Genomic DNA, 18,539 nt, shown 5'->3' with positions numbered 1-18,539 from the left:
GTGGCAGACGCATCGCAAGATGCGGCTGTTTGTCGTTCCGTGTGCCCTGATTCTGGTCCTTAAACCGAGGAAAGCCATGAATCAGATGTTGCAAGATCCCCAAACCGAAACGTCCCAGCCCACTCGACCGCCGGTTCCCCAGGACCCGGTGCCGGAGCATCCGCGCTTCGCAAAGCCGCAGCGGGTGGCCTTCGTGCAGGCCTGCTGGCACCGCGATGTGGTCGCGGAGGCCCGCATCGCCTTCCTGAAGGAGGCGGAGGCGCGGCACCTCACACATGTCGACGTGTTCGAGGTGCCGGGCTCGTTCGAGATTCCGCTGCACGCCCAGGTCCTCGCCAAGACGCGGCGCTACACCGCGATCGTCGCCGCCGGTCTCGTCGTCGACGGCGGCATCTATCGCCACGAATTCGTCGCGGACACCGTGATCAAGGCGCTGATGGATGTGCAGCTCCGCACCGAGGTGCCGGTGTTCTCGGCGGTGCTGACGCCGCAGCAATTCCACGAGACCGAGGTGCACTACGACTTCTTCCGCAAGCATTTTGCGATCAAGGGCGTCGAGGTCGCGGCAGCCTGCGCCGAGACGTTGCACGGCCTGGAGCGCCTGCGCGGCCAGGTCGCGGCGGGGATCGTGGGATAAGTCGAAGAGCCGTCAGCGTTCTTGCAGCGAGACCCGGACTCTCGAGAGTCCGGGGGCTCTGTTGCCGCGCCCTGGAATGACCAGGGTGCAGATACAAGCAAATCGGTCGGCCATGGAGGCCGACCGACTTGTCATGGGATCACGCCGCCTTGGTATTGCTCAGCGGTGTTGAATCGATGTTCACCGTGGTGCTGCTGGCGAAGCTGCCGGCGTCGTCGAACAGCTCGATGGCGCCGAGATTGAGGTCGACCTCCGGCCAGAAGAACGACGAGACGCAATCGTTCATGTTGACGGCGCGCAGGTCGACAGCCTCGGTCTTGCCGGTGCCGACCAGATCGACGCAGCGGCCGCAGCCGCTGAGGTCCGCCACAGTCTTGCCGGCAGGGCCCGACGTCACGTTATCCATCAACGACATCACAGTGCCGACCGGCAGGTTGAACGCGACGAAGGTGGCCTGGTCGAACGTGAATGATTGGAGCCGCTGACGCTGGTTCGGCACGAAATCGCCGGTGCTGAGGTCGAAGCGCTGGCTGCTCCAATTGTCGTCGCGGAACAGCGCCACCGAGCCGCTGGAGAGCTGTGGGGCGGGCGCGGAAGGCGCAGGCAATCTGGTGAGCAGGCTAACCTGGGTGGCGGGGTAATCTCGCCTCTCTCGGCAAGCGGGAGGGGGCGAAAAATCAGTCGAACAGGCTCGACACCGACTCTTCCGCAGCGGTGCGCGCGATCGCATCCGAGATCAGGCTGGCGATCGGCAGGGTGCGGATGTTCGGCGCCTTGGTCACCGCCTCGGTCGGCAGGATCGAATCGGTGATCACCAGCTCCTTCAGCTTCGAGCCGGAGATGCGCGCGGCCGCGCCGCCGGAGAGAACGCCATGGGTGATGTAGGCGTAGACGTCCTTGGCACCCTTCGCGATCAGCGCGTCGGCCGCGTTCACCAGCGTGCCGCCGGAATCGACGATGTCGTCGACCAGGATGCAGCTGTAGCCGGAGACATCGCCGATCACGTTCATGACTTCGGATTCGCCCGGACGCTCGCGGCGCTTGTCGACGATCGCGAGCGGGGTGTTGATGCGCTTGGCAAGGCCACGGGCGCGGGCCACGCCGCCGACGTCGGGCGAGACCACCATCACCTTGCCGAGGTCGAAACGTTCGCGGATGTCGCGCACCATCAGGGGGGCGGCGAACAAATTGTCGGTCGGGATATCGAAGAAGCCCTGGATCTGGCCGGCATGCAGGTCGAGCGTCATGACGCGGTCGACACCGGCATGGGTGATCAGATTGGCCACGAGCTTGGCCGAGATCGGCGTGCGCGAGCCGGAACGGCGGTCCTGCCTGGCATAGCCGAAATAAGGGATCACCGCGGTGATGCGGCGCGCCGAGGAGCGGCGCAGCGCGTCGGTGATGATCAGCAGCTCCATCAGATTGTCGTTCGCCGGGAACGACGTCGACTGGATGATGAAGGCGTCCGAGCCGCGGATGTTCTCCTGAACCTCGACAAAGATCTCCATGTCGGCGAAGCGCCGCACCACCGCCTTGGTCAGCGGCATGTCCAGGCCTTGCGCGATCGCCTGGGCGAGAGCCGGGTTGGAGTTGCCGGCGACGAGCTTGATGGAGCCGTTTTTGGCCGACATGGACGTTTCCTCCCGCGCTTTGCTGGATACGACGTTCAACATCAGAAAATACCCACAGGCAGCACGGTTACGACGGGCGAGGAAATATCAGGCCGGGGGCTCGAATGGCAACCCGGGATGCTACAGTTTTCCCTGCGAAAATCCCGAGTCGGGCCAACGGCTTGGCCGTGACTTGAGCCCGTGGTTTAGCGGGGGTCATCGGCATAGCCGAGGGCCGAGGCCGGCATGTCCGACGCTGGCGGCTGCTGGATCACGCTCGCGACCGCCGGCCCCCGGAGGCCGGGAGCCGCGCCCGGTGCATCCGGCGTTCCGTTGATCATGTTGGAAAGTCCGCTGAATCCGGCCTGGGCGATCTTCCGCAGTACCAGGTCGTCGGCGGCCGCCCAAGCATCACGTGTCGCGTCGCGACCACCCTTGGCCGAGGTCGGTTCCTCGCCGGACAGGCGCAGTGCCCGTTGCTGATTGGCGTCATAGACGTCCCAGACCCAGGCGATCACGGTCCTGCCGCGGACGACCTGGGCGGAGAGGTAGCTGCGCACGCGGTAGGCGGCCGTGCCCTCGCGGGAGACGACGGACAGGCTGCGTAGCTTGGATTCGCTGTCGAGCACGCCGACCATGCGGTCGAACACTTGCGGCGGCGGCCCGTCGATCGATTCGAACGCCACCGTCGCACCCGAGCCGGTGCTCGGCGCCATTGCATAGGAGTTGGCGGCACTGCCGCCGCCACCGGCGCAGCCGCCAAGTGCGGTCGCAGACGCCAGCAGCATGACCGCCAGCACGCGCGAACCCGCGCGGCGCAGAAAAGATGACGCTTCCCTCATTGGAGGGCAGCGATATCGTTAAAACGCATTAACGTCTAGGGCGGAGGCGACACAAAAGGGGGCCGAAGGAAATGGGGTATTGCCACCCTGGTTTGCGTCACATGGAAGCTTCTCGTGTCCCGGACGCGCTGCGGCGCGTAGTGCCGCTGCGCTGAGCCGGGACACGAGATTGGCGCCGAGATCGAGATTGCAGAGAATCGAGATTGCAGAGAATCGAGATTGCAGAGACATGGGCCCCGGCTCAGCGGCCGCATCACTTGCGTGCTGCGCCGCGTCCGGGAGCACGGGCCCTCAGCCCTCGAGCGCGATCGCGTGAACGTGGCGGCCGTAATCCGGCTCCTTGCGATGCACCGAGCGGCGGTAGCTGAAGAAACGTTCGTCGGCGTAGGTGTCGAGCCCGAGATCGTCGATCATCAGGATGCCGGCGGCTTCCAGCCGCTTGCGGATGAAGCCGGCGAGATCGAACATCGCGTGGCCCTCGCGCACCGACGGGATGAAGAACACCGCGTTGTCCGCGTCCGCCTCGATGAAGCGCGCGACGAACTCGTTGCCGACCTCGTAGCTGTCCTGCCGGATCAAGGGGCCAATCGCGGCAATGATACCGCCGCGCGTGGCGCCGAGTTGCTCCATCGCCGAGATCGTTGCTTCCAGCACGCCTGACAGCGCGCCCTTCCAGCCGGCATGGGCGCCGCCGATCACGCGTGCATTGGGATCGACGAACAGCACCGGCCCGCAATCGGCGGTGGAGACGCCGAGCGCGATGCCGGGCGTCTTCGTCACCAGCGCATCGCCCCTCGGCCGCGGCCCGTTCGGCCACGGCGCGTCAGCCACGAGCACGTCGGGCGAATGGATCTGGTGCAGGCTGAGGAAGCGTTCGGGCGCGACGCCGACATGTTCGGCCATGCGGCGGCGGTTCTCGGCGACCAGCGCCTGATCGTCGTTGGAGCCGAGCCCGCCGTTCAGCGCACAATAAATGCCACCGGAGACGCCGCCCTCGCGGGTGAAGAAGGCATGGCGCAGGCCGGGCACGGCTGACAGCAGCGAGGAAGCAATCGTCATGAGGCCTCTCCTGCGTGTTCGAGATCGCTGAGGCCGGCAAGGCCCGATAGCCGCGGCTCGGAGATGCCGAGCACCTTGAACATCGAGCCCATGCCGCCACGCCCGGTATCAGTCAGGCGCTTGAGTGCCACCGAAATGTCGGTAGCCACCTCCGGCGCCGCCTTCTGCATCAGGGCGGCGGCGCGGGTGTCGATGCCGATCCGCTTCAGGAAATCGCCTTGCGTCACCGGGCCGTGCACGCGGGCGCCGACATCCTCGGCCGCGCGCACCAGCGCCTGGAAGTCGACATGCGCGGTGACGTCGGCCTGGCCCGGCGCCTTCAAGGGATCGGCGAAGGTGTGGCGCGCGATGGCCTGGAAGGTGTCGCCGGCATCGCTGCGCAGATGGCCGTAGTCGATGATCAGCGCCGCGCCGTCCTGGTCGCGCACGCGCGTGGCGAGCTTCATGATTTCGCCGTCGGGCCGCCATTCGAATACGGCCCCTATGGGCGCGGCGCGCACCAAGGGCGGCAGCAGCACGTCGAAGCGTGGCGTCGGCTCGGGCGCCGCGCCGAACTGAAGCCTTCCGTTGGGATCGATCTCGATGACGCGCTCGTGCCAGCCGTTTTCGTGGCGGATCATCTGATGGATCGGCAGCACGTCGAAATATTCGTTGGCGAGGATGATGCTAGGTCCCTCCGGCACCTCGTCGATGCTGTCGTGCCAGGCGATGTTGCGCACGTTGGCCAGCGTCGCGCTCTGCCGTTCGCGCAAGACGGGATTGACCTCGACCAAGTGGATGTGAAGCGCCTGGTAGAGCGGCGGCAGCACGCGCAATGCGCGCAGCGCATCGGCCATCATGGTGCCGCGGCCGGGCCCGAGCTCGATCAGCCGCAGGAATTGCGGCGAGCCCATCTGCTTCCACACCGAGGCGGTCCACAGGCCCAGGAGCTCGCCGAACATCTGGCTGACCTCGGGCGCGGTGGTGAAATCGCCCTCGCGCCCGAGCGGATCGCGCGAGACGTAATAGCCGTAGCGCGGATGCATCAGGCACAGTTCCATGTACCGCCAGACCGGCATGGGCCCTGAGGATTTGATCAGCGCCTTGATCTCGTTGAGGAGCGGCTGGTCGGTCACGGCGTGCTTTCTCGAAATGAATTAATGAACGGCCTCGATCGGCTTCGGCGCACCGCGCCGCACTGCCAATACAATAAGTATGAGGCCGACGATAAGCATCGGGATCGACAACAGCATGCCCATGGTTAATCCGCCCCAGAGGTAGCCGAGCTGGGCGTCCGGCTCGCGGAAGTGCTCGCCGATGATCCGGGTCAAGCCGTAGATCAGGATGAAGCTGCCGAGGATGAGCCCCGGCCGCTTCAACGCGCCGCGGCGGATCATCACGGCGAGCACGGCGAACAGCAGCAGCCCCTCCATGCCCGCCTCGTAGAGCTGGCTCGGATGGCGCGGCACGTCGCCGCCGGTCGGAAAGATCATGGCCCAGGGCAGGCTGGGATCGGCAGCGCGGCCCCACAATTCGCCGTTGATGAAGTTCGTCAGCCGCACCAGGAAAATCCCGATCGGCGCAACGCCGCAGGTGATGTCGCCGAGCGACAGGATCGAGATGCCGTTCTTCCGGGCGAACCACATCACTGCGACGACGCAACCGAGGAAGCCGCCGTGGAAGGACATGCCGCCTTCCCACAATTTGAAGATGGCGGCCGGGTGCTCGATGAAGAAGGGCAGATTGTAGAACAGGACATAACCGCTGCGGCCACCGACGATGATGCCGAGCGTCACCCACAAGATGAAATCGTCGATCTGCACCAGGCTGATCGGCGATGAGCCGGCCCACAGCCTGTCGTTCTTGATCAGTGCGCGGGCATAGAGCCAGCCGATCGTGATCCCGCAGATATAGCCAAGCGCGTACCAGCGGATCGCAAACGGCCCGATCTGGAGCGCGATTGGGCTGAACGAGGGAAAGTCGATGAGAAGGAAGGGCATCACGCCTTCTGTGCCTAGACGAGGTTGCGGCGATCGAGCGCCAGCAGACGCCGCGTGATTCTTCTTATGCAGGGAGGTTGAATACGATTGCAAGGAAACGGGGGCATGACAAGGATACCGCTGATCGGCCCTTGAACCGTTCCCTGCGGATTGCCATTGTCTTTTTCGAATGTTCGCGCAAAGTTTATCGCAAGGCCGCGAGGAGACCGACATGACCCAGACCAGCAACCGGTTTTTCGACGAGATCGGTCGCCTGATGAACGACGCCGCCGGTGCGGCCCAGGGCGTCAAGCGCGAGTTCGACACGGTGATGCGCAGCCAGGCCGAAAAATTCCTGCGCGACATGGATCTCGTCAAGCGCGAGGAATTCGAGGCGGTCAAGGACATGGCGCGCCTGGCGCGTGAGGAGAACGAGTCCCTGAAGGCGCGGATTGCCGCGCTGGAGGCCAAGCTGGGCGGGTGACGCCTCTCTGCGTCATTTCCGGCGCGCGGCGAAGTCGCGAACCCCGGTGCGCAATTGCGCACCTGGGAATCTCGAGGTTCCGGGTTCGGTGCTCCGCATCGCCCCGGAAAGACGGGGTACGGGCCTCACAGGTCCCCGCAAAAAGTCCCCGCATTTCCTTGTCATTTCCGCATCTTCCGGGTAAAAGCCCGCCACGTTCGCGGCCCCCGCACCCCTGGAGGCTTGCTGCGAGCTATGCCATGGGCCGCCTTGCGGCCCATTAACTTTTGCAAAAACAAGGACTTAACGACATGGCGACGACCGTCAAGGAATTGAAGGCGACCGCACGTCCGAAGAGCGGCAAGGGGGCCGCCCGGGCTGAGCGTCGCGCCGGGCGAGTGCCCGGAGTGATCTATGGCAACAACCAGCCCCCGCTGACCATCTCGATCGAAGATCGTGAGCTGCGCCAGCGCATCCTCGCCGGCCGGTTCCTGACCACGCTGGTCGACATCGACCTCGAAGGCAAGAAGCACCGCGTCATTCCGCGCGACTACCACCTCGATCCGGTGAAGGACTTCCCGATCCATGTCGATTTCATGCGGCTCGGGGAAGGCGCCACCATCCGTATCAGCGTTCCCCTGCACGTGGTGAAGGCGGAAACCTCTCCGGGCGTGAAGCGCGGCGGCACCGTCAACATCGTTGCCCACGCGATCGACCTCGAATGCGGCGTCGAGAGCATCCCGCAATACATCGAGGCCGATGTCGGCTCGCTCGAAATCGGTCACTCCCTGCATCTGTCGGACGTCAAGCTCCCGGCCGGCGTGAAGGCGCTGACCCGCGAGGACGCGACCCTCGTCACCATCGTGCCGCCATCCGGCTACGCCGAAGAGCAGAAGGCTGCTGCTGCGGCTGCGGCGGGTGGGGCGGCTCCGGCCGCGGGTGCTGCTGCTCCGGCTGCAGCTGCTCCGGCTGCGGGTGCTGCTGCTCCGGCGGCGGCTGCCAAGGCTCCCGCCGGCGGCGACAAGAAGAAGTAATCTCTCAAAGCTGGCGCGCGGTCCCTGACCGCGCGCCGAGCGAGGGGCGCGCCGCGTCATGCGACTCTTTGTTGGGCTCGGCAATCCCGGCGCGAAATACGCACGCAACCGGCACAATATCGGCTTCATGGCCGTCGACGAGATCGCGCGGCGTCATGGCTTTGCGCCATGGCGCCGTCGCTTTCAGGGCGAGACCTCGGAAGGCACGCTCGGACCTGAGCGCGTGATCCTGCTCAAGCCCACGACCTACATGAACGAGTCCGGCCGCAGCGTTCAGGAGGCGGCGGGCTTCTTCAAGATCGCGCCGGGCGACGTCACCGTGTTCCACGACGAGCTCGAGCTGCCGCCGGCCAAGGTGCGGGTGAAGATCGGCGGCGGCATCGCCGGTCACAACGGCCTGCGCTCGATCTCGGCGCATATCGGCAACGACTATCGCCGGGTGCGGCTCGGCATCGGTCATCCCGGTGTCAAGGAACTGGTGCACGGCCACGTGCTCTCGGATTTCGCCAAGGCCGACAACGAATGGGTGGCGACGCTCTGCGAGGCGGTCGCCGAGCACGCCGCGCTGCTCGCCAAAGGCACGGACGCGACCTTCGCCAACAGGGTCCATCTGGCCATGCAGGCGAAGGGATTTTTGACCAAGGACGAGAACGGCAAGGAATAACGCTCGTGGGATTCAAATGCGGGATCGTCGGATTGCCCAATGTCGGCAAGTCGACCTTGTTCAATGCGCTGACCGAGACGGCCGCGGCGCAGGCCGCAAACTATCCGTTCTGCACCATCGAGCCGAATGTCGGCGAGGTCGCCGTGCCCGATCCGCGGCTGGAGAAGCTCGCCGCGATCGCCAAGTCCGGCCAGATCATTCCGACGCGGCTGACCTTCGTCGACATCGCGGGCCTCGTGCGCGGCGCCTCCAAGGGCGAAGGCCTCGGCAACCAGTTCCTCGCCAACATCCGCGAGGTCGACGCCATCGCGCATGTCGTGCGCTGCTTCGAGGACTCCGACATCACCCATGTCGAAGGCAAGATCGCCCCGCTCGCCGACATCGAGACCATCGAGACCGAGCTGATGCTCGCCGACCTCGACAGCCTCGAGAAGCGCGTCGACAATCTCACCAAGAAGGCCAAGGGCAACGACAAGGACGCCAAGGAGCAGCTCGACCTCGTCAACCGCACTTTGGTGCTGCTGCGTGAGGGCAAGCCCGCGCGGCTCGTCGAGCGCAAGGCGGAGGAAGAGCGCGCGTTCTCCATGCTCGGCCTCTTGTCGTCGAAGCCCGTGCTCTACGTCTGTAACGTCGAGGAAGGCTCGGCCGCGACCGGCAACGCCTTCTCGAAGGCGGTCGAGGAGCAGGCTGCGAAGGAAGGCGCAGTCGCCGTCGTCATCTCCGCCAAGATCGAATCCGAGATCGCGACGATCTCACGTGAAGAGCGAGCCGACTTCCTGGAGACGCTGGGCCTCGAAGAAGCCGGGCTCGATCGCCTGATCCGCGCCGGCTACACGCTGCTCGACCTCATCACCTACTTCACCGTTGGCCCGAAGGAAGCGCGCGCCTGGACCATTCACCGCGGCACCAAAGCGCCGGCGGCAGCCGGCGTGATCCACACCGATTTCGAGAAGGGTTTCATTCGCGCCGAGACGATCGCGTATGAAGATTACGTGGCGCTCGGCGGCGAAGCCGGCGCGCGCGATGCCGGCAAGCTCCGCCTCGAAGGCAAGGAATACGTCGTCGCCGACGGCGACGTGATGCATTTCAGGTTCAATACGTAAGCACCGACCTCGGTACAGGGTGGGCAAAGCGAAGCGTGCCCACCACCTCTCTCATATCGCGGAATGATCGTGGGCACGGCGCTTCGCGTCTTTGCCCATCCTACGGCACCTATGTGTGCCGCTACCGCATCCCGCCGCCCTGATCCCGGATCGCGCCGAGATGCTCGTTGATGCGGAAGACGATCAGGATCAGCTCCGCGACGATGCGCGAGAACACGATGCCGACCACGACGCTCGCGATCGACGACAGCAGCACCAGAAAGCCGCCGAACGGGCTGATCGCCATCGCAGCGAGGCCTGAGAAGATGCCGGAGAGGCCGAACAGGCAGATCAGCGCGATCACCAGCCAATAGAAGGTCTTGATGATTGTCGGCGTGATGAAGCGGTCCCATTGGAATAGGTCGCTGAATGAAAACATTGCTCTCCCCAGGGCAAATCGGGACGTCAAATTCGGCCGCGTCGATGGATCCTGGCCCTCGGCTGATCCGACTCAAGACCACCGCCGCCACCGCCTATGTAGCACGAGCCATGCGGGCCGGCGGGTTGAGATTGCCGCAAAGTGCGGCCACAATCTGTCATTCCCGCAAAGCTTTCCCGAGATGACCCTGACCTTCGAAGACTTCCCGCCCGGCCGGTTCGGCACGTTCGGCCCGCGCCATGTCACCCGCGACGAGATCGTGGCCTTTGCCGCCGAGTTCGATCCGCAGCCGATGCATATGGACGAAGAGGCCGCAGCCAGAAGCATGCTGCGCGGCCTGTCCGGCTCGGGCTGGCACCTCTGCTCGCTGATGATGCGGATGATGGCCGACGGCTTCATCACCCGTGCCGCCTCGCTCGGCTCGCCCGGCGTGGATGAGGTGCGCTGGCTGTCCCCACTTCGCCCTGGCGACGATCTCACGCTCGATGTCGATGTCGTGGAGGCGCGCACTTCCAAGAGCCGCCCGGAGCTCGGCATCGTCAAGTTCAAATGCACCGCGCGCAATGCGGCGGGGCAGGCGCTTGCCGAGATGACCTCGCCGATCCTGATCAAGCGGCGCGAGGGAGCGGTCTGATGCGGTTCTTCGAAGACATCGCGATCGGACAGCGGCGCGAGCTCGGCAGCTATACGTTCACGGCGGAGTCCATCAAGACATTCGCCCATAAATTCGATCCGCAGCGCTTTCACCTCGACGAGGAGGAAGGCAAGAACTCGCTGTTCGGCGGGCTCGCCGCCTCGGGCTGGCATGTCGGCTCGGCCTGCATGAGCCTGGTTGTCGCCGACGGCCAGCGTCTGGCGCAGGAAGCCGCAGCACGCGGCGAGGAGGTCGCGGTGTGGGGCCCGTCGCCGGGCTTTCGCGACCTGCGCTGGATCAGGCCGGTGCTCGCCGGCGATACCGTCTCTTACGTCAGCGAAGTCGTCGACAAGCGCACCTCCGCCTCGCGTCCCGGCTGGGGCATTTTGACGGCTCGCACCACCGGCACCAACCAGCGCGGCGAAGAGGTCTATTCCATCACCGCCAGCGCCTTCGTGCCGCTGCGAAAGACGAACTAGATCAGTTCCAAGATGGACGGGCAAATGAGTGCGCGAGTGTTGCCCTCGCGCTATGGACGCGATTCCGGGCGGCTGCCATAAGCCTGCGCAACATGGTTACCGCGAAGCAGTTTGGCGGAACCGGGGAGATGCTAACTAATTATGAACCTGTCGCTGCCTATTTGAAACGAATTGGCAGAGGACAGGGGACGAGGACCATGGCTGACCGCGGCGCACTTAAATTCGTTGGATTCATCTTTGCGACCGCGACGCTGGCCGTGATGCTGGTCGCCGGCATGGTGGTGAAGGGCTATGCCGATGGCGCCTACACGCTGGAAGCCTCGACCGTGGAAGCCCCGTAAGAATTCGTTGATCTTCCGGGCCCGTGCCCGGCCCTGTGTCAGCGGCTGTAGACGAACGCCAGTACCGCGATCGCAACCACCAGCAATCCGACAAAGCGCAGCATGATCGTGCCGAGCTGATTCGGCGCGGGCCGCAGCGATATCGGGTCCGTGTTGTCGGGCCGAATGCTTTCCATGACATGTCCCCTGAGTCCGGCGGTGCCTGCACGGGTGCTTGGCATTGGTCGCGGGGGAGGGGCTGAGGGTTCAATGCCTCGCGCTGCCGCATCCATCGCCGTCATGTCCCGGCGTGACCGGGGCATCCAATACGCCGCGGCCTCTCGATTCAATCACTGCCGCCTCTGGGATACTGGATCGCCCGGTCAAGCCGGCGATGACACCTTCGTTGATGAGAGTGTCCACCCATCATACCCACAAATCAAAACCGCCGCGCTCTCCTTTCGGGAACGCGGCGGCCAATGGCGTCGTGCGAATGATCAGCTGTTGCGGAGACCGTCGGCGGCGCGCTTCCACTGCGCGACGTTGTCGGCGATCATACGGGTCGACTTCATCGCGGCCTGGCTGAGCTGGGCGTAGCCGGAGATCTCGCGCTGGACGCGCTGGCCTTCGGCATGCAGCAGGTCGCGCAGGCTCTCGAGCTCGGAGATCAAGTTCTCGATCTCGGCGAGCGAGGTGCCGGCGACGCGCTGGATCAGCGAATTGACGTTGTTGACGGTGGCTTCCGCGCTCGGGTCGAGCGGCGGCGCGTCGGCGGTGCTCGATGCCGGACGGCGCAGATAGGCGATGTCGTTGCGGACGAAATCGCGGATGCCGGCTTCGACCTCGGTCACGGCGGCGAGGTTGGTATCGACCGTCTCGGTCTCGGTGGATTCGATCTTTTCCGGGCGAGTGGCGTTCATCGTTGTTCCCCTGTTCGCGTTGAGCGCAGCGCGAGTGTCCCCCGCACGACGACGTCTGTGAGGCAGCCCGCATCAGGGCGTCCGATTTTGACCGCAAAGGGGCCGAGATGCGGCAAGGGAGGACCATTCGGGGGTTTTGCCGTGGCGCATGGTTAGGGGAGTGTGAATCGGCGGGAGCCTCCATCTCCTCATGGTGAGGAGCGCGAAGCGCGTCTCGAACCATGAAAGGCCCAGCTCTAACGGCGGGGCCTCGATCCTTCGAGACGCGCTCCTTCGGAGCGCTCCTCAGGATGAGGGGTGGATGAGGGGAGAGCGTGGAGCGCTGGTCTCACCAGCTCTTCTTGAAACCCGCCGTCACGCTCTTGTTCAGCGCACCTTGCGAAGTCTCGCCAACCGAGCCGGAGACGGTGATGTTGTCGAACAATTTTTGCTCGGCGCCGACTTTGCGCAGCCATTTGTCGTCGGTGGTCGACAGCGTCTGGCCGGCGGTGATGCTGGTGCCGGTGTCGGCGAGGGTGATCTTGGCGGTCTGGTCGGTCTCGTAATTGCGCGTGACGTGGCCGCCAATGCCGGGGACTGCGGTGGTACCCTGCTGGTTGACGCTGTAGCCGTTCTGCAGCGTCAGCGAGGTGTCGCCCGACAGCGGCATCGATTTGGACAGTGACGCCCCGATCTTGCTGTGCTCGGCGCCGGGATCGACCCGGGCTTCCACCGCGGTCTTGTCCCAGATCGCGCCCGCGCCGGGCGCAGTCGCCGCCGCCCAGGCGCTGCCGGAGGATTGCGGCAAGCTGCCGCCATTGGTGGCCTTCTGCGCCAGCAGCTCGGACATCGTCTTGGGTTCGCTCGTCACCGTCATGTCGGCGCCGACCCGCGTATCCCAGAACGAGAACACGGACTGTTTCACGGTCACCGCCGACGAGCCATTTGCATTGGGGTTGGACGACCAATCCAGGCCCTCCTTGGCGGCGGCCTCGGCACGCCTCTTCGCAGCGAGGGGATCGATGCCGGTCCCGGCATCGACCGCGAGCTGGCTCCAGTCGAGCTTGTCGACGTCGATGCCCTTGAGCACGTCGGGATCGTTGACGTCGGGGGCCTCCGCGGCCTCGGCCGCTTCGTCGTCAGGTGCGGCCGGCGTCGGCGCAATGATCTGCGCCGAGACCGTCAGTGCCGAGCCAAAAATGAATGCGGCCGCCAGCAATGGCAGCCTGGTCCAGCCAAACCCTGTCGAGAATTTCATCGTCCTGCCCGCGAGCCCCGGCGCATGCTTTGCGATAGTTATATATCGGCCGTCCGCAAAGACCATGCGCCATTCCGCGCTGAAAATGCCGATTCATCGTTGCGGAATTGTGGCGGTTCGCTGGGGGGCGAACCAACGGGCCGCGCGAAAGGTGCGCGCCCGATGACGAGCTCTTGATGCGACGGCATCCGGCGGGGCTGGAGGCCAGGACGTCGCGCCAGGCAAGGTCATCGGTCCCGATAGGCGGGACCCGTTGGCGTCCCCTTCAGCCGACGCTGGTCATCTTCGGCAGATGAATGGCGCGGCCGAGTGCCTGCTCGACCAGGTCGAAGGTGTCGATCAGCACGCGCATGCTGACGAGCTTGCCCGCCTTGAACTGGGCGAACTGTGCCACGCGCAGGCTGATCGGCTTGCTGGAGTCCAGGGCCGTCAGCGAATAGCGCAGCATCGAGGCGGCGGAATCGGCGCCCAGCATGATGCTCTCGCGGTCGAAGCGGCGGACGTGGAAATTGTCGGCGAGCTGGCGGATGACGTCGAGCACGGCATCCTTGCCCTGCCGCGCGCCGAAAAACGGAAACATGTCGATCGGGCCGTAGAGCGCCCATTCGACGTCCTCGTCGAGCAGGGCTTCGATATCCCTGAAGTGCCGGTCGTTGATCGCGCGGTGCAATGCGCGCGAGAAACGCCAGAGGCTGTGCTCTGTCATTTGGGCAGTCCTGACGCTGGCTTGCGGAAAAAAACGGAAACCAACCCCATGCACCGTAAACGTGCCCTGGGGCGCTCAACCCATTTGTATGCGAACGAAATAGCCGATTTCGGTCAAAACGCAATTCACAATTTCGCAAAGCACAATTGAGCGCGTTTTGTGAGATTTACAATAGAACCCCGTAATTTTCCGGTCTCCGGCCGGCACCAGGGAGAGAGAACGATCAGTCCACCCGCGTCCCGACGATCAGCGGGCCGATCTCCCGTTCCAGCACCTGCTGCACGAGGTCGTAGGAATCGATGATCTCGCGGATCTGCGCCACCAGCCCGCCGCGGAAGGTGTAGAACACCGCCATGTCGAACTGCACGATGCGATCGTTGCTGCGCTTCCTGAAATAGGTGTGCATGTAGGTCGCGACCGCCTCGCCCTCGGCGAGGATGTGCGGTGCCTTGTAGCGGATTTCCGAATAGCGCGACCAGACCGTCTGCCAGAGCTCGCGCAGCTCTTGCTTGCCGTGGCGCGGCGCCATGTGCGGCAGCACGTCGATCGGCGCGTGGGTGAGGAAGTCGACATCGTCGGTGCAGCAGGACAGCGCCGTCTCGATATCGCCGCGCGCGAAGGCGTCGAGCAGATGCACGACGCGTTGGCGATTCAGCTTCTCCAATGTCATCACGCCCGTCCTCGTTTGGCCCCGTGGCGCTCCGCAACGCTAGCGCGCCGCAAGATCAGGGGTGTTGCAGACGTTTTGACGCGCGAGCGCAATGCCCGGTTCATGGCGAGCAGGTTGACATATGGGATGGCTGCACGAATTCGCGCCCTCTGCGGCTACCACGACCTCGTCGGCGACCCCGGCGTCGCCATCTTCGTCGCCATCGCCTCGCTCGTCCACGCGATGCTTGCAGTCACGCTCGGGCCGAGCTTCCCCGCCCTCTTCAAGACCGTCTACGAGCCGAAATTCTTCGAGGCGCAGTTGTCGCTGTCCGACAAGATCACGGCATGGCGTACCCAGCCGGTCGCCTCGCTTCAGCTCGTGACGATTGTGCTGCTGCAGTCTGTGATGGCGGTGGTGACGGCGAGCGTGGGGTGAGGGGCACAAATCTCTCCTCGTCATTCCGGGGCGCCGCGGAGCGGCGAGCCCGGAATCCGCCGCTTACCTCTTCTTCCACCCACCCCGCCGCCCCGGCGCCCCGCCCGTCGATTTCGGCGCCGGCCCGAACTCCGGGCCCGACTGCCGCGAATCCGTCGGCTGGATGATCCGGCTGGTGCTTCCGAACGGCTTTGACGGCAGGTTCGGGCTCGCGCGGTAGGGCAGGGATTCCGGGCCGTGCATTTCGTCGAGATGCGGCTTGTGCACGCGGGAGCCCTTGCCGCCGCCGGCCTTCAGCGCGGTTGCGGCGCTCTTGTTCTTCATGGCGCTGACGGGGAGGTTGGCGGCGTCGCCGTACTTCTTCGCGCCGGCATAGGCGCCGGCCCTGCTCTGCACGGCGCGCTGTTTGGCGGTGGGGTCGTCGACCACGGCGAGCTCGGTGGCGCGCAGGCGCTTGACCTCGTCGCGCAGCCGGGCGGCTTCCTCGAAGTTCAGATCGGCGGCGGCCTCGCGCATCCTCGTCTCGAGATCGGCGAGCACGGCCTCGAAATTGTGGCCGATCGAGATGACGTCGTCGGTCATGTCGTGGCCGCCGACCTCGACCAGCACGTGGTCGCGCTCGTAGACGGAGTTGAGGATGTCGCCGATCTGCTTCTTCACGCTCTCCGGCGTGATGCCGTTGGCCTTGTTGTACTCGACCTGCTTCTCGCGGCGGCGGTTGGTCTCGGCGATGGCGCGCTCCATCGAGCCGGTCATGCTGTCGGCATAGAGGATGACCTTGCCATCGACGTTGCGTGCGGCGCGGCCGATGGTCTGGATCAGCGAGGTCTCGCTGCGCAAGAAGCCTTCCTTGTCGGCATCCAGAATCGCGACCAGCGCGCATTCGGGAATGTCGAGGCCCTCGCGCAAGAGGTTGATGCCGACCAGCGCGTCGAACGCGCCGAGACGCAGATCCCTGATGATCTCGATGCGCTCGATGGTGTCGATGTCGGAATGCATGTAGCGGACGCGAATGCCTTGCTCGTGCAGATATTCGGTGAGGTCCTCAGCCATGCGCTTGGTCAGCACGGTGATCAGCGAGCGGTAGCCCGCCTGCGCGGTGGCGCGGACCTCGCCGACGAGATCGTCCACCTGGGTACGCGCCGGGCGGATGTCGACGGGCGGATCGATCAGGCCTGTGGGGCGAATGACCTGCTCGACGAACACGCCGCCGCTCTCGTTCAGCTCCCAGCTGCCCGGGGTCGCCGACACCGCGATGGTCTGCGGCCGCATCATGTCCCATTCCTCGAACCGCAGCGGGCGGTTGTCCATGCAGGAGGGCAGGCGGAAGCCGTATTCGGCCAGCGTCGCCTTGCGGCGGAAGTCGCCGCGGAACATGGCGCCGATCTGCGGGATGGTGACGTGGCTTTCGTCGGCGAAGATCAGCGCGTTGTCGGGGACATATTCGAACAGCGTCGGTGGCGGCTCGCCGGGCCGGCGTCCGGTAAGATAGCGCGAATAGTTCTCGATGCCGGCGCAGCTTCCAGTCGCCTCCATCATCTCGAGGTCGAAGGTGGTGCGTTGCTCCAGACGCTGCGCTTCCAGCAGGCGACCCTGATTATTCAGCTGATCGAGCCGCTGCTTCAATTCGAACTTGATCGACTTGATCGCCTGCACCAGCGTCGGGCGCGGCGTCACATAGTGCGAATTGGCGTACATCTTGATGAATTCGAGCTCGTCCTGCTTGTGGCCGGTGAGCGGATCGAACTCCTCGATGGCCTCGATGGTGTCGCCGAACAGGTTCACGCGCCAGGCGCGGTCTTCATAGTGCGCCGGGAAAATATCGATCACATCGCCGCGCACGCGAAAGGTGCCGCGGGTGAAATCGGCCTGGGTGCGTTTGTACTGGAGCGCGACGAGGTCGGCGATGAGCTGGCGCTGGTCGATACGTTCACCTTTCTTCAGCGCAAAGGTCATGGCGGTGTAGGTCTCGACCGAGCCGATACCGTAGATGCAGGACACCGACGCCACGATGATGACGTCGTCGCGCTCGAGCAGCGCGCGCGTCGCCGAGTGCCGCATGCGGTCGATCTGCTCGTTGATGGACGAATCCTTCTCGATGTACGTGTCCGTGCGCGGGACATACGCTTCCGGCTGGTAATAGTCGTAATATGAGACGAAATACTCGACCGCGTTGTCCGGGAAAAAGTTCTTGAACTCGCCATAGAGCTGGGCCGCCAGCGTCTTGTTCGGCGCCAGGATCAGGGCCGGGCGCTGCGTCGCCTCGATCACCTTTGCCATGGTGTAGGTCTTGCCCGAGCCGGTGACGCCGAGCAGCACCTGGCTGCGGTCGTTGCGCTGGATGCCCTCGACCAGCTCGGCGATCGCGGTCGGCTGGTCGCCCTTGGGCTCGTAGGACGATTTGATCTCGAAGCGCACGCCGCCTTCGGATTTTTCCGGGCGTGGCGGCCGGTGCGGCGTCCACACCTTCATGGAGCCGTCGTCTTTGCGGAACTCAGGCCGGCCCTCGCGGATCAGCGACTCCAGCGCATCCGCGGTCGCCTTGACGCCGAGCGCTTCCATCTTGCTGCGCGGCGGACGCGCCAGCGCCTCGGCATCGTCCTCTTCCGTCGGCAGGCCGAGCTGACGCGCCAGTTCCGGATCGAGCGTCGGGATCGTGGCCGCCGTGCCGTAATTGGCCTGCGGCGCCTCCTCGAAACCACCGCTCCCTCCCCCCGTGTGGGGGAGGGATGTTGGCCGCGCCATATCCTGCGGAAACTGCTTCGGCGTCGATGCGCGCGCGCGATGCGCCGCAGCCTCGCCCCCGGCGCGGCGGTCACGCGAATTGTCCGGCGGCGGCTGCAGGCCGGTGCCCGAGCCAAGCCCGGCATCGCCGCGATTGATCGCGGGATTGAGCAGCTCGGCCAGCGCCGGCCCGATCGGCTGCACGTCAGGCCGATGTGCTCTGGATTTGGGGGACTTGCCGGATTTTTCGGAGGATGCAGGTTTCTTCGCCATGGGGCGAATATGGGACGAGTCCGCACCGCGATAAAGGGCGAATGCCCGCTGCCATGCAGGCTGCTGACAGCAGGTTGGCAGCAGCCTTGCGGTTCATGCCGCCGGCGGCGGCTCATTGTCATCCCCGGCCGTGATGTGAGGCTCGAGGATGTCGAGATGAATGCCGCCGCAATCCGTGCAGCGCATGGTCCAGTACTCGCATCCGGCACGACCGCCGATCACGCGGAGCACCGCGAGATCGCCGTCGCATTCCGGGCAGTTGGACAGCACCGCGCGGGCGTAGATCCGCGGCCGCGCCGCGTTGATTTCGATGATGGACATGACCGGTTTTCCCCTTGCGCCGCCCCGTCTCTGGTCCGCCCGCGGACCCG

Annotated in this window: 23 protein-coding genes; 9 read left to right on the top strand and 14 right to left on the bottom strand. The window is 65.1% G+C overall.

Annotated elements, in window-relative coordinates; genetic code table 11:
- The first annotated feature begins 76 nt into the window (after nt 1-76).
- Nucleotides 77-637: a 6,7-dimethyl-8-ribityllumazine synthase gene (locus EAV90_RS03070; protein ID WP_122406389.1), complete on the top strand. Its 561-nt coding sequence runs from the start codon at nt 77-79 to the stop codon at nt 635-637.
- A gap of 139 nt (nt 638-776) precedes the next feature.
- Here EAV90_RS03070 and EAV90_RS03065 read toward each other — a convergent pair whose 3' ends face one another.
- The 6 genes from EAV90_RS03065 to lgt form a co-directional block, all read right to left on the bottom strand.
- The gene (locus EAV90_RS03065; protein ID WP_129142559.1) at nt 777-1,244 is read right to left on the bottom strand and encodes a hypothetical protein; all 468 of its coding nucleotides are present in this window, start codon (nt 1,242-1,244) and stop codon (nt 777-779) included.
- A 70-nt stretch (nt 1,245-1,314) separates the two neighbouring features.
- A complete protein-coding gene (locus tag EAV90_RS03060; RefSeq protein WP_162500124.1) occupies nt 1,315-2,268 on the bottom strand; it encodes a ribose-phosphate pyrophosphokinase in 954 nt (317 codons plus the stop codon).
- 185 nt (nt 2,269-2,453) lie between these two features.
- Entirely contained in the window at nt 2,454-3,089 is a 636-nt protein-coding gene (locus EAV90_RS03055) for a hypothetical protein (RefSeq protein ID WP_129142558.1), read from the bottom strand.
- 291 nt (nt 3,090-3,380) lie between these two features.
- The gene (gene pgeF / locus EAV90_RS03050; protein ID WP_122401008.1) at nt 3,381-4,148 is read right to left on the bottom strand and encodes a peptidoglycan editing factor PgeF; all 768 of its coding nucleotides are present in this window, start codon (nt 4,146-4,148) and stop codon (nt 3,381-3,383) included.
- Nucleotides 4,145-5,263 (bottom strand): class I SAM-dependent methyltransferase, encoded by a 1,119-nt coding sequence (locus tag EAV90_RS03045; protein ID WP_129142557.1) that lies wholly within the window; start codon nt 5,261-5,263, stop codon nt 4,145-4,147. The genes pgeF and EAV90_RS03045 overlap by 4 nt, the downstream gene beginning before the upstream one ends.
- A 21-nt stretch (nt 5,264-5,284) precedes the next feature.
- Nucleotides 5,285-6,127, bottom strand: a complete 843-nt coding sequence (lgt, locus tag EAV90_RS03040; RefSeq protein WP_162500125.1) for a prolipoprotein diacylglyceryl transferase — start codon at nt 6,125-6,127, stop codon at nt 5,285-5,287.
- A 211-nt stretch (nt 6,128-6,338) separates the two neighbouring features.
- Here lgt and EAV90_RS03035 point away from each other — a divergent pair, with 211 nt between their 5' ends.
- The 4 genes from EAV90_RS03035 to ychF all read left to right on the top strand — a co-directional run bounded on the left by EAV90_RS03035 (nt 6,339) and on the right by ychF (nt 9,370).
- On the top strand, nt 6,339-6,590 hold the full coding sequence (locus EAV90_RS03035) for an accessory factor UbiK family protein (RefSeq protein ID WP_122406390.1): 252 nt from the start codon (nt 6,339-6,341) through the stop codon (nt 6,588-6,590).
- 290 nt (nt 6,591-6,880) lie between these two features.
- Nucleotides 6,881-7,603 carry a 50S ribosomal protein L25/general stress protein Ctc gene (locus EAV90_RS03030; protein WP_122401011.1) on the top strand — a complete coding sequence of 241 codons (723 nt, stop codon included), beginning with the start codon at nt 6,881-6,883 and terminating at the stop codon, nt 7,601-7,603.
- A gap of 58 nt (nt 7,604-7,661) precedes the next feature.
- Complete coding sequence (gene pth, locus EAV90_RS03025; protein WP_129142556.1) at nt 7,662-8,267, top strand: aminoacyl-tRNA hydrolase; 606 nt, start codon at nt 7,662-7,664, stop codon at nt 8,265-8,267.
- 5 nt (nt 8,268-8,272) lie between these two features.
- Nucleotides 8,273-9,370 (top strand): redox-regulated ATPase YchF, encoded by a 1,098-nt coding sequence (gene ychF / locus EAV90_RS03020; RefSeq protein WP_027575780.1) that lies wholly within the window; start codon nt 8,273-8,275, stop codon nt 9,368-9,370.
- A 121-nt stretch (nt 9,371-9,491) separates the two neighbouring features.
- Here ychF and EAV90_RS03015 read toward each other — a convergent pair whose 3' ends face one another.
- Nucleotides 9,492-9,788, bottom strand: a complete 297-nt coding sequence (locus tag EAV90_RS03015) for a DUF4282 domain-containing protein (protein ID WP_018648333.1) — start codon at nt 9,786-9,788, stop codon at nt 9,492-9,494.
- A gap of 181 nt (nt 9,789-9,969) precedes the next feature.
- On the opposite strand from EAV90_RS03015, the gene EAV90_RS03010 reads away from it, so the two are divergent.
- The 3 genes from EAV90_RS03010 to EAV90_RS39250 all read left to right on the top strand — a co-directional run bounded on the left by EAV90_RS03010 (nt 9,970) and on the right by EAV90_RS39250 (nt 11,242).
- The gene (locus tag EAV90_RS03010; protein ID WP_122401014.1) at nt 9,970-10,422 is read left to right on the top strand and encodes a MaoC family dehydratase; all 453 of its coding nucleotides are present in this window, start codon (nt 9,970-9,972) and stop codon (nt 10,420-10,422) included.
- A complete protein-coding gene (locus EAV90_RS03005) occupies nt 10,422-10,901 on the top strand; it encodes a MaoC family dehydratase (RefSeq protein WP_122401015.1) in 480 nt (159 codons plus the stop codon). Before EAV90_RS03010 ends, EAV90_RS03005 begins: the two co-directional genes overlap by 1 nt.
- Nucleotides 10,902-11,098: 197 nt before the next feature.
- A complete protein-coding gene (locus EAV90_RS39250) occupies nt 11,099-11,242 on the top strand; it encodes a hypothetical protein (RefSeq protein ID WP_164936753.1) in 144 nt (47 codons plus the stop codon).
- Nucleotides 11,243-11,280: 38 nt separating this feature from the next.
- On the opposite strand, the gene EAV90_RS39245 is transcribed toward EAV90_RS39250, so the two are convergent.
- The 5 genes from EAV90_RS39245 to EAV90_RS02985 form a co-directional block, all read right to left on the bottom strand.
- On the bottom strand, nt 11,281-11,418 hold the full coding sequence (locus EAV90_RS39245; protein WP_164936752.1) for a hypothetical protein: 138 nt from the start codon (nt 11,416-11,418) through the stop codon (nt 11,281-11,283).
- 300 nt (nt 11,419-11,718) lie between these two features.
- A complete protein-coding gene (locus tag EAV90_RS03000; RefSeq protein ID WP_122401016.1) occupies nt 11,719-12,141 on the bottom strand; it encodes a hypothetical protein in 423 nt (140 codons plus the stop codon).
- Between the two features lie 328 nt (nt 12,142-12,469).
- A complete protein-coding gene (locus tag EAV90_RS02995; protein ID WP_129142555.1) occupies nt 12,470-13,378 on the bottom strand; it encodes a hypothetical protein in 909 nt (302 codons plus the stop codon).
- Nucleotides 13,379-13,643: 265 nt separating this feature from the next.
- The gene (locus EAV90_RS02990) at nt 13,644-14,084 is read right to left on the bottom strand and encodes a nuclear transport factor 2 family protein (RefSeq protein ID WP_122401017.1); all 441 of its coding nucleotides are present in this window, start codon (nt 14,082-14,084) and stop codon (nt 13,644-13,646) included.
- 223 nt (nt 14,085-14,307) lie between these two features.
- Complete coding sequence (locus EAV90_RS02985; protein ID WP_122401018.1) at nt 14,308-14,754, bottom strand: nuclear transport factor 2 family protein; 447 nt, start codon at nt 14,752-14,754, stop codon at nt 14,308-14,310.
- A 126-nt stretch (nt 14,755-14,880) separates the two neighbouring features.
- Between EAV90_RS02985 and EAV90_RS02980 the strand changes: the two genes are divergently transcribed.
- A complete protein-coding gene (locus EAV90_RS02980) occupies nt 14,881-15,171 on the top strand; it encodes a hypothetical protein (RefSeq protein ID WP_245163174.1) in 291 nt (96 codons plus the stop codon).
- A 63-nt stretch (nt 15,172-15,234) separates the two neighbouring features.
- On the opposite strand, the gene uvrB is transcribed toward EAV90_RS02980, so the two are convergent.
- Together uvrB and EAV90_RS02970 are read right to left on the bottom strand one after the other, a co-directional pair.
- On the bottom strand, nt 15,235-18,168 hold the full coding sequence (uvrB, locus tag EAV90_RS02975) for an excinuclease ABC subunit UvrB (protein WP_129142554.1): 2,934 nt from the start codon (nt 18,166-18,168) through the stop codon (nt 15,235-15,237).
- 93 nt (nt 18,169-18,261) lie between these two features.
- Nucleotides 18,262-18,489 (bottom strand): hypothetical protein, encoded by a 228-nt coding sequence (locus tag EAV90_RS02970; protein WP_122401020.1) that lies wholly within the window; start codon nt 18,487-18,489, stop codon nt 18,262-18,264.
- Nucleotides 18,490-18,539 lie beyond the last annotated feature (50 nt).

The sequence above is a fragment of the Bradyrhizobium vignae genome, from assembly GCF_004114425.1.
Lineage (GTDB): Bacteria > Pseudomonadota > Alphaproteobacteria > Rhizobiales > Xanthobacteraceae > Bradyrhizobium > Bradyrhizobium vignae.
The sequence above is the reverse complement of the archived record's forward strand: the minus strand, read 5'-3'. Positions and strand labels throughout refer to the sequence as shown.

What these genes read in the sequence shown, in the direction of transcription:
- EAV90_RS03060 (WP_162500124.1), bottom strand. Translation starts at nt 2,268, where the DNA reads ATGTCGGCCAAAAACGGCTCCATCAAGCTCGTCGCCGGCAACTCCAAC.
- pth (WP_129142556.1), top strand. Translation starts at nt 7,662, where the DNA reads ATGCGACTCTTTGTTGGGCTCGGCAATCCCGGCGCGAAATACGCACGC.
- EAV90_RS03005 (WP_122401015.1), top strand. Translation starts at nt 10,422, where the DNA reads ATGCGGTTCTTCGAAGACATCGCGATCGGACAGCGGCGCGAGCTCGGC.
- EAV90_RS39250 (WP_164936753.1), top strand. Translation starts at nt 11,099, where the DNA reads ATGGCTGACCGCGGCGCACTTAAATTCGTTGGATTCATCTTTGCGACC.
- pgeF (WP_122401008.1), bottom strand. Translation starts at nt 4,148, where the DNA reads ATGACGATTGCTTCCTCGCTGCTGTCAGCCGTGCCCGGCCTGCGCCAT.
- EAV90_RS03015 (WP_018648333.1), bottom strand. Translation starts at nt 9,788, where the DNA reads ATGTTTTCATTCAGCGACCTATTCCAATGGGACCGCTTCATCACGCCG.
- EAV90_RS02990 (WP_122401017.1), bottom strand. Translation starts at nt 14,084, where the DNA reads ATGACAGAGCACAGCCTCTGGCGTTTCTCGCGCGCATTGCACCGCGCG.
- EAV90_RS02970 (WP_122401020.1), bottom strand. Translation starts at nt 18,489, where the DNA reads ATGTCCATCATCGAAATCAACGCGGCGCGGCCGCGGATCTACGCCCGC.
- EAV90_RS02985 (WP_122401018.1), bottom strand. Translation starts at nt 14,754, where the DNA reads ATGACATTGGAGAAGCTGAATCGCCAACGCGTCGTGCATCTGCTCGAC.
- EAV90_RS03030 (WP_122401011.1), top strand. Translation starts at nt 6,881, where the DNA reads ATGGCGACGACCGTCAAGGAATTGAAGGCGACCGCACGTCCGAAGAGC.
- EAV90_RS03070 (WP_122406389.1), top strand. Translation starts at nt 77, where the DNA reads ATGAATCAGATGTTGCAAGATCCCCAAACCGAAACGTCCCAGCCCACT.
- lgt (WP_162500125.1), bottom strand. Translation starts at nt 6,127, where the DNA reads ATGCCCTTCCTTCTCATCGACTTTCCCTCGTTCAGCCCAATCGCGCTC.
- EAV90_RS02980 (WP_245163174.1), top strand. Translation starts at nt 14,881, where the DNA reads ATGGCTGCACGAATTCGCGCCCTCTGCGGCTACCACGACCTCGTCGGC.
- EAV90_RS03055 (WP_129142558.1), bottom strand. Translation starts at nt 3,089, where the DNA reads ATGAGGGAAGCGTCATCTTTTCTGCGCCGCGCGGGTTCGCGCGTGCTG.
- EAV90_RS03010 (WP_122401014.1), top strand. Translation starts at nt 9,970, where the DNA reads ATGACCCTGACCTTCGAAGACTTCCCGCCCGGCCGGTTCGGCACGTTC.
- EAV90_RS39245 (WP_164936752.1), bottom strand. Translation starts at nt 11,418, where the DNA reads ATGGAAAGCATTCGGCCCGACAACACGGACCCGATATCGCTGCGGCCC.
- EAV90_RS03000 (WP_122401016.1), bottom strand. Translation starts at nt 12,141, where the DNA reads ATGAACGCCACTCGCCCGGAAAAGATCGAATCCACCGAGACCGAGACG.
- EAV90_RS02995 (WP_129142555.1), bottom strand. Translation starts at nt 13,378, where the DNA reads ATGAAATTCTCGACAGGGTTTGGCTGGACCAGGCTGCCATTGCTGGCG.
- EAV90_RS03035 (WP_122406390.1), top strand. Translation starts at nt 6,339, where the DNA reads ATGACCCAGACCAGCAACCGGTTTTTCGACGAGATCGGTCGCCTGATG.
- uvrB (WP_129142554.1), bottom strand. Translation starts at nt 18,168, where the DNA reads ATGGCGAAGAAACCTGCATCCTCCGAAAAATCCGGCAAGTCCCCCAAA.